This is a genomic window from Bacillota bacterium (assembly GCA_040754675.1).
Lineage (GTDB): Bacteria > Bacillota > Limnochordia > Limnochordales > Geochordaceae > Geochorda.
The window spans coordinates 1-2,125 of record JBFMCJ010000658.1; the positions used below are offsets into that span (position 1 = coordinate 1).

A 2,125-nucleotide genomic window follows, 5' to 3' on the forward strand; every position below is an offset into this window, starting at 1 on the left:
CTGCCCAACCGCGTACAGACACCCGGCCCTGGCTGTGAGGAGCCCCAAGAACCCTGAAGATGCGCACAGGCTCGAGCAGCGACGAGGGGCAGTCCGCGGGGTTGACGGGACCAATGAGTGCCACTATCATCGCGTATGTAAGCGGGTACAGCATTGGTATTGTTCGCTCCTCGTCTCCTTGGCACCGTCGTAACGTTTGAATAGGCATCGTTTGCGGCCTCCTCTTGAACGTTCGACCCCCTCGGGGTTCCGGATAGATTCCGCAACAGCCGCTCGGGCGGAAGGAGGCGACACGCCAAGGCACAGGTCGAAGCCGGGGTTTGCAGGCGGTCTTGGAGCGAGGTTCCACGAGGGCGAGGAAAGCGTTCGGGAGAGGAGGCGTTGGGATTGGCACGGTTCCTTCGCGTCAACATGTCCGAGCTGACGGCCACGTTCGAAGACGTCCCGGAAGCTTACCGCCACTGGGGCGGGCGCGGCCTCACCTCGATGATCGTCGCAAGCGAGGTGCGCCCGACCTGCCACCCGCTGGGGCCTTCCAACAAGCTCGTCTTTGCGCCGGGCATCGTGAGCGGCACTGCCGCCCCCACCTCCGGCCGCATCTCCGTGGGCGGCAAGAGCCCGCTCACCGGTGGCATCAAGGAGACCAACTCGGGCGGCATGGCCTCGCAGAAAGTCGCGCGCCTCGGAATCAAGGCCATCATCGTTGAGGGCCAGCCGAAGCAGAACGGCAGCTACTGGGTGCTGAAGGTGACCAAGGACGGCGCCGAGCTGCTCCCCGCCGACGGCCTGGTGGGCAAGGGCATGTACGAGGTGTGCCGGCGCCTCGCCGAGCAGCACGGCAAGGTGGCCGTCATCGGGATCGGCCCGGCCGGCGAGCACCGCATGACCGCCGCCGGCGTCTGCATCAACGACCAGGAGAACACCGCCGGCCGCTACGCCGGCCGTGGCGGCATGGGCGCCGTGATGGGGAGCAAGGGCCTGAAGGCCATCGTCATCGACGACGCCGGCGGGCCCGGCGTGGAGATCGCCAACAAGGAGCAGTTCGAGCGGGGCATTGACAAGCTCACCAGGGCGTCGCTGGCCCACGACGTCACCAAGAAGGGCGGCGCGCTCAACACCTACGGCACCAACGTCCTGGCGAACATCATGAACGAGGCGGGCGGCTACCCCACCCGCAACTTCTCCAGCGGCCGCTTTGAACACACCGCCCGCATCAGCGGCGAGGCCAAGGCGGAGACCATCAAGCAGCGCGACGGCGAAGGCGAGACCGGCCACCCCTGCCACCCGGGCTGCATCATCCAGTGCTCCGACCGCTGGGCGGATCCGCAGGGCAAGTTCAAGGTCTCCGTCATGGAGTACGAGTCCGTCTGGGCGCTGGGCGCCAACTGCGGCATTGGCAACCTCGACGACGTCGCGGATCTGATCTGGCTGTGCAACGACATCGGGCTCGACACCATCGAGATGGGCGGCACGCTCGCCGTGGCCATGGAGGCGGGGCTTTTGCGGTTCGGCGATGCGGACGGCGCCAAGCGGCTGCTGGACCAGGAGATCCGCCACGGCACCGCGCTCGGCCGCATCCTGGGCAACGGGGCCGTCTTCACGGGCCGGGCGTACGGCGTGACGCGCATCCCGGCGGTGAAGGGGCAGAGCATGCCGGCGTACGAGCCCCGGGCGGTCAAGGGCATCGGCGTGACCTACGCCACCACCCCGATGGGGGCCGACCACACGGCCGGCTACACCATCGCCCCCGAGATCCTGGGCGTGGGCGGCAAGGCCAACCCGTTCGACGTCTACAAGGCGGAGCTGTCCCGCGCCATGCAGGCCTCCACGGCGTTCATCGACTCCACGGGCTACTGCCTGTTCGACGCCTTCGCCATCCTCGACATCCCCGAAGGGCTCGAGGGCATGGTGGAGAGCTGCAACGGGGTGCTGGGAACCAGCTGGACGGTGAATGACGTGGTGCCGCTGGGGCTGGAGATCCTCAAGGCCGAACGCAAGTTCAACGAGGGCGCCGGGTTCACGAAGGCGCACGACCGGCTGCCGGAGTTCATGAAGCGAGAACCCCTGCCGCCGCACAACGTCGTCTTCGACGTGCCCGACGAGGAACTGGACAAGGTGTTCGCGT

The 2,125-nt window shown here is 67.4% G+C and carries 1 protein-coding gene; it reads left to right on the top strand.

Annotation, left to right across the window (positions count from 1 at the left end):
- Positions 1 to 387: 387 nt before the first annotated feature.
- Positions 388 to 2,125: aldehyde ferredoxin oxidoreductase C-terminal domain-containing protein (locus AB1609_22170; protein ID MEW6049141.1), on the top strand; the 1,738-nt coding region annotated here is incomplete at its 3' end.